This is a genomic window from Furfurilactobacillus sp. WILCCON 0119 (assembly GCF_053471565.1).
The window spans coordinates 55779-61119 of the sequence record NZ_JBPCCV010000007.1 but is presented as its reverse complement, the minus strand read 5'-3'; the positions used below and the strand labels follow the sequence as shown (position 1 = coordinate 61119).

General features: G+C 41.1%; 4 protein-coding genes. All 4 read left to right on the top strand.

Annotated elements, in window-relative coordinates; translation table 11 throughout:
* On the top strand, window positions 1–921 hold a 921-nt coding region (locus ACRYI5_RS11010; protein ID WP_448225293.1), incomplete at its 5' end, for a mucin-binding protein.
* A 147-nt stretch (window positions 922–1068) separates the two neighbouring features.
* Window positions 1069–2964 carry a MucBP domain-containing protein gene (locus ACRYI5_RS11005; protein ID WP_448225292.1) on the top strand — a complete coding sequence of 632 codons (1896 nt, stop codon included), beginning with the start codon at window positions 1069–1071 and terminating at the stop codon, window positions 2962–2964.
* Window positions 2965–3222: 258 nt separating this feature from the next.
* Window positions 3223–3579: a hypothetical protein gene (locus ACRYI5_RS11000; protein WP_448225291.1), complete on the top strand. Its 357-nt coding sequence runs from the start codon at window positions 3223–3225 to the stop codon at window positions 3577–3579.
* 704 nt (window positions 3580–4283) lie between these two features.
* The coding region (locus ACRYI5_RS10995; RefSeq protein ID WP_448225290.1) for an SSURE domain-containing protein at window positions 4284–5341 on the top strand (1058 nt) is incomplete at its 3' end.

The following is a 5341-nucleotide window of genomic DNA, read 5'->3' as shown; positions in this document are numbered from 1 at the left end:
AATGTGACGGGTGAAGTGACCTACACCGACTGGGTGGCCAAAGATGGCGACACCACATTTGGGATCAAGACAACGCCTGTTGTCCCTGGTTACTACGCCGATCAGGCACAGATTGATAAAATCACTGGCTTGACGGCAACCAGTGGGGACAAGAACTTCACGGTTACGTATAAAACGCTGGCTAACTTAGTACCAACGCCGAGTGATCCTAGCGATCCTAACTGGCCGAAGGTACCAAGTGTGGCCTATCCAAATGATCCGACGGATCCGACGCAGCCAGGACAAGTGACCGTACCGACTGTCCCTGGGTATACACCGCGTGATGGCGATGGGAATCCACTGACACCAGGAAGTACGATCACACCAACCAATCCGGGCCAAGATACGTCGATCACGTACACGGCCAACGACTACACTATTACGATTAAATATGTTGATGTTGATGGGAATCCAGTGCATACTGCGGTGATCCAAATGAACAAACATATTGGTGATAAGTACAATACTACTGCTGTAGTCGTTGATGGATATTATCTGACCGCAATACCGGCCAATGCGAACGGAACAATGGGTGACAGTGATACTACGGTAACGTATGTTTATGACAAGCTAGGACACTTAATTCCCGATATTCCCGGTTATACACCGGTCGATAAGAATGGAACCCCATTGGTTCCAGGGGATCCATACCCCGTTGATCAAGACACGCCAGTTCAATACAAGAAGAACGTGACGCTCAGTATTGACCAGGCTGATAACAAGGGGCACGATCAAAAAGCCAAGTCTTCAAGCAACATGACAGCATTACCTGAAACAGGGGAACAACGTAATGATGTTGAAGAAGTGGCTGGATTAACTATGCTTGCCTTAGCTGGAATGAGTTTAGGTTTCCTTGGTTTCCGTCGAAAAAATAAACGTTAAGTAACTACGGAAGAAAATCAAAGTTATGAACAAAGACTCGTCAGGCTCAATATGAGTCTGGCGAGTTTTTGTTAAGCTTAAATTCAGAACAATTAGCAGGTGATTTGGACTGAATTACAAATTAAATCTATCTAAATTGGAGTAGAAATGAAAATTAAAAGAAAAGGCATCTTTATGTCTTTAAGTATTGCAATATTTTTGGTAACACTTACACCACCCATTTACGCTCAGTCAACAAATGATGCGACGACTAATAGTCAAAGTTATGGCAAAAGTAGCCCAATCGGAACTGAGAAAGCTTCGTCGACAAATAAATTGACTAGTAATTCTTCTAACACTTCATCAGAATCTTCATCTACTTCGTCATCGAGAACTGCAGTTACTTTTAGTAATTCTGAAAATGATATACATCAAAATGAAGCTACCACAGAAACGTCAGCCGTTGACGAGTCAAAGCATCAAAACAGTAATGATCTGAACAGTGAGTTTGTAAATTGGTCTCCAGCAACGAAAACTGCCAGTGCAGTCGATCCATTTAGCCGCGATTCTAAACAGTTCAGGGTAGATCTATACTTTCCTTTTTTGGGTCGAGTGAATAATGCTTTATTTGGCCATGCAATCTTTGATAGCACTGGTGGTAAGCATACTTATTCGTATAAGGACGGTGATTCTAATACCAGTTTTTATAATTTAAATAATAATACGCATGTGCAAGCTGATGAGGTCAATTATTATTTCAAGGATGGAGGAAACAATAATTCTCAGTTAGCCCGGGTGATCACAGACAGAAGTAACAATGTTCAGATTTCGGAGATCTTAAACGTAACGGCTACTGGGGCCATTACGCATCAGGTAAAATGGCTGAATATCGGGACAGCTGCTTTAAGCAACCAAACATTAAGCGTTTTTTTAGATACAGACTTAGACGGTGATGATTATATTCCAATCTATTCAACTGGTAATAACGGTGCTTTTATTAAAACGACTAATTTGACACTTTATTGTGAAGCACTATCGGGTGTGCAGGTATATGCCGGTCAATATGAAGCTGGAACTTTGTTAGACGGTGTTTTGGCTTCAGGCGATTATGGTAGGCAATTAACTGGGGGTATCGACACGGCAATCTCTTACCAATCACCGAATTTAACCTTGAACCCTGGTGAGACCTATGACATGACTTATCAAGAACGTGTGTTTACTCCTGAAGAACAATTAGGACATGTTACTGTCCATTTTGTGGATCAACAAGGTCATAAGCTAGTTGATGATCAGTCGTTAAATGATGCCTTCGGCCAATCTTATACAGTAGTACCTAAAACTATCTCCGGATACCAAATCGTTCGGACAGAAGGGGAAACAACAGGTACGTACCAAAATGATGGGCAGAATGTAACATTTATCTACGGGAAGGCTGGCAATGCGGCCGGTAACGTAATGGCTAGTTTTTTTGATGATCAAGGCCATAAATTGGCTGATGATGTTGTCCAAAATGGAGATATTGGTAACAAATATACAACTACCGGAAAAGAAGTTGATGGTTACTATTTGAAAAAAATCGATGGTAATCCTACCGGGATCTTTACGAAACAAGCACAGACAATTACGTATGTATATGCGAAATTACCGACTTTTTCGACTAATAATGTGGGACGAATTGTTATTCATTATGTAAACGAACACGGTAATACGATTGCTCCAGACCGAATTCACAGTGATCGAATTGGAATTGCCTTTAACGTTAATCCAGAAGTAATTGATGGGTATACTTTTCAGACAGTGGCTGAGAAATCATTATCTGGCAAATATAGTAATCATGATCAAGAAATTACATTAGTTTATAAGCAAAAAGTAAAAGTGCATCAAGCGGATACCATAAAAACTAATAAGGCGGTTAATGCAAAGTACAACAGCTCCGAGAAACATAAACATGCTGACCTACCAGCAACAAACGTTGCTAAATTTGGTATCTTGAGTAGTATCGGAGTTGTTTTAGGAGTTTTTGTAGTGATTGGCAGCTTATTTTGGTTTCGTCACCGTCGATAATTCATTATGATTAGCCTTTGCTTTAAACACAGTCAACATCTTCCGCCAACATGTCCAACATTAATAGAAGATGTTAATTAACTAATACACAGTTAGTTTAACAGGACTTGGTTTGAGTTTCTTTGTTTTTTTGTCAGCAGTAAAAACATTAAGCAATTTTGTAAATGACTTCTGTTATGAAAGGTCTCGTCAGGTTCATCATTAGTTTGAAGGGGCTTTTTTGACAGAGATATAGTGAACAAGAAAGGCATTTAAAGTATGCGCAAAGTAGATATAAACAATGAGCTTAAAAATATTATTGAAACGGAAGCTTACATTCTGTCCATTGGTCGGAAATTGCACCGAGAATTTGGATATGATCTAAACACGATGTACATTTTTATTCGATTACAACAAGCATCTGACGGAATCGAACTTAGGGAGTTGGGAAAAATGATCAAAATTAGTGCTTCTGCGTTATCTTTAAGACTTAGTCATAATGTTCAGCAGGGACTAATTTACGTAGAAAATGTCGGACCAGATCGGCGAACAAAACGAGCCTATCTAACCGAACAAGGTAAGCAAATAATGACTGAAGTTTTACCTCGTTTAAAGCAAATCCTAAATATACGTTAATGAATAGGGGTGTCAAACGATTAGATTAATAGTTGTTTTACTGGTGTGGCATATTTGATGATTCTGGTACTTACGGTCGTTAGTATAAAATTGACCATTTATGGGTAATGAAAAGCTATTTTTGGCCAAAAAAAATCATCACTAATGTGATGATTTAACCAAGTTTTGCAATGTGATTACAGAGAGTCAGCTGTCGCAAGCAGCTGGCTCTTTTTAACTGCTACCATAATAGCAGCACAATTCTTGTTGTTTTCAACCGTTAGCTTTGACTGGGTTGGGGTTTTACTAGGTCAGATTTAATGTACCGAACGACTGTCCGTGAGACGCCAAATTTCCTGGCAATGGCAGAGTCATTGAGTGTTGATTGCTGTAATTGTTCGCAGATTTGTTCGTAAATGTAGCGTTTTTGAGGAGTATTAGACGTGGCTGAGCACGAGCGGGGGCGACCCCTGACACCACGTATTTTGGCCAACTTAATGCCCTGGTCCTGACGTTTCCTAATTCGTAACCGTTCTGACTCAGCTTGAAGACTGACTGAATCACGTCCGTAAGCATGTTTCACAGTCCCTAATCAGGAATGTGCAAAAATTCTTAAATAGACACTTGAAAAAAATAAGTAATAAAACTAGTCAAATTTTAATGTTCTTGGTATGGTTGTGGTGTTCAAAAAGATTAATACTGAATTTTTGTGAGGGAGTCTTAATATGTTGAAAGAAAATTTGCATAGTACGAGTTTTGCACAAGAAAAAAGCACACGATACAAAATGTATAAAAGTGGAAAGTTATGGGTGACCAGCGGTCTGAGTATCTTAGCCCTTTCCGGTGTTTTAGCGATTAGCCAAACAAACGCCAGCGCAGATACAGTTTCAGCGGCCCCTGAACAAACTACAGTGGTCACTAAGGGTGCTGTTACTGAAACAGCCACTGATAATTCGATTGCATCATCAACAAAAACAGGTGCCTCTGCTCAATCGCAGTCAGTAACTGCTAACGTTGGTAGTAATGCGTCATTAGTTTCTCCAACAAGTCAAAATGTGGCGACTCTGCCACCGGTTTCAGAAGGAGCGGCCAGCGCTAGTTCTCTGCAGGTAGCCAGTTCGGCAAATGAATCGGCGCAAGGGTTACCTGCGACCCAAGCAACATCCGGGGCGAGTGCCGCACTGAACGCGACTGCGCAGACTGATACAAAAGATATTGAGCTTTTGGCCACTCCAACTGTCACTAGTGCTGACGTTCAACAAGCAGTAAATACTAACATTAAAGATAACGTAACGGTACCAGCAAGTTACTTGGCAAATGCGAACCCAGACGGTTCCGGTCCATTTACGGCAGGTGTTAACCAAGTCATTCCATTCAACGCCTTCGGCGGAGACGGGATGTTAACACGGCTATTATTAAACGCATCTGACGGTGCCCCTTGGTCAGATAATGGCACCGCAAAGAACGCGGCTTTATTACCAATTAGCGAAAATGCGGATCAATTTACGTATGAAGTTGATTTGAACGGGAACACGACAGGAAAAACCGGTGCAGATCTAATTGCTCAATTGAAGGCCAACGGTAAAATGGCTTACAATGCGACCGTTAAGGTTTACAGTAAAGCCGATCCAAACACAGTTGTCGCAACTAAGAACGTTACGGTTAACTTGGCTAGCCTGACAGATGGCATTAAAGACAGTGTCACGGTACCAGCAAGTTACTTGGCAAATGCGAACCCAGACGGTTCCGGTCCATTTACGGCAGGTGTTAACCAAGTCATTCC

What these genes read in the sequence shown, in the direction of transcription:
- ACRYI5_RS11005 (WP_448225292.1), top strand. Translation starts at nt 1,069, where the DNA reads ATGAAAATTAAAAGAAAAGGCATCTTTATGTCTTTAAGTATTGCAATA.
- ACRYI5_RS11000 (WP_448225291.1), top strand. Translation starts at nt 3,223, where the DNA reads ATGCGCAAAGTAGATATAAACAATGAGCTTAAAAATATTATTGAAACG.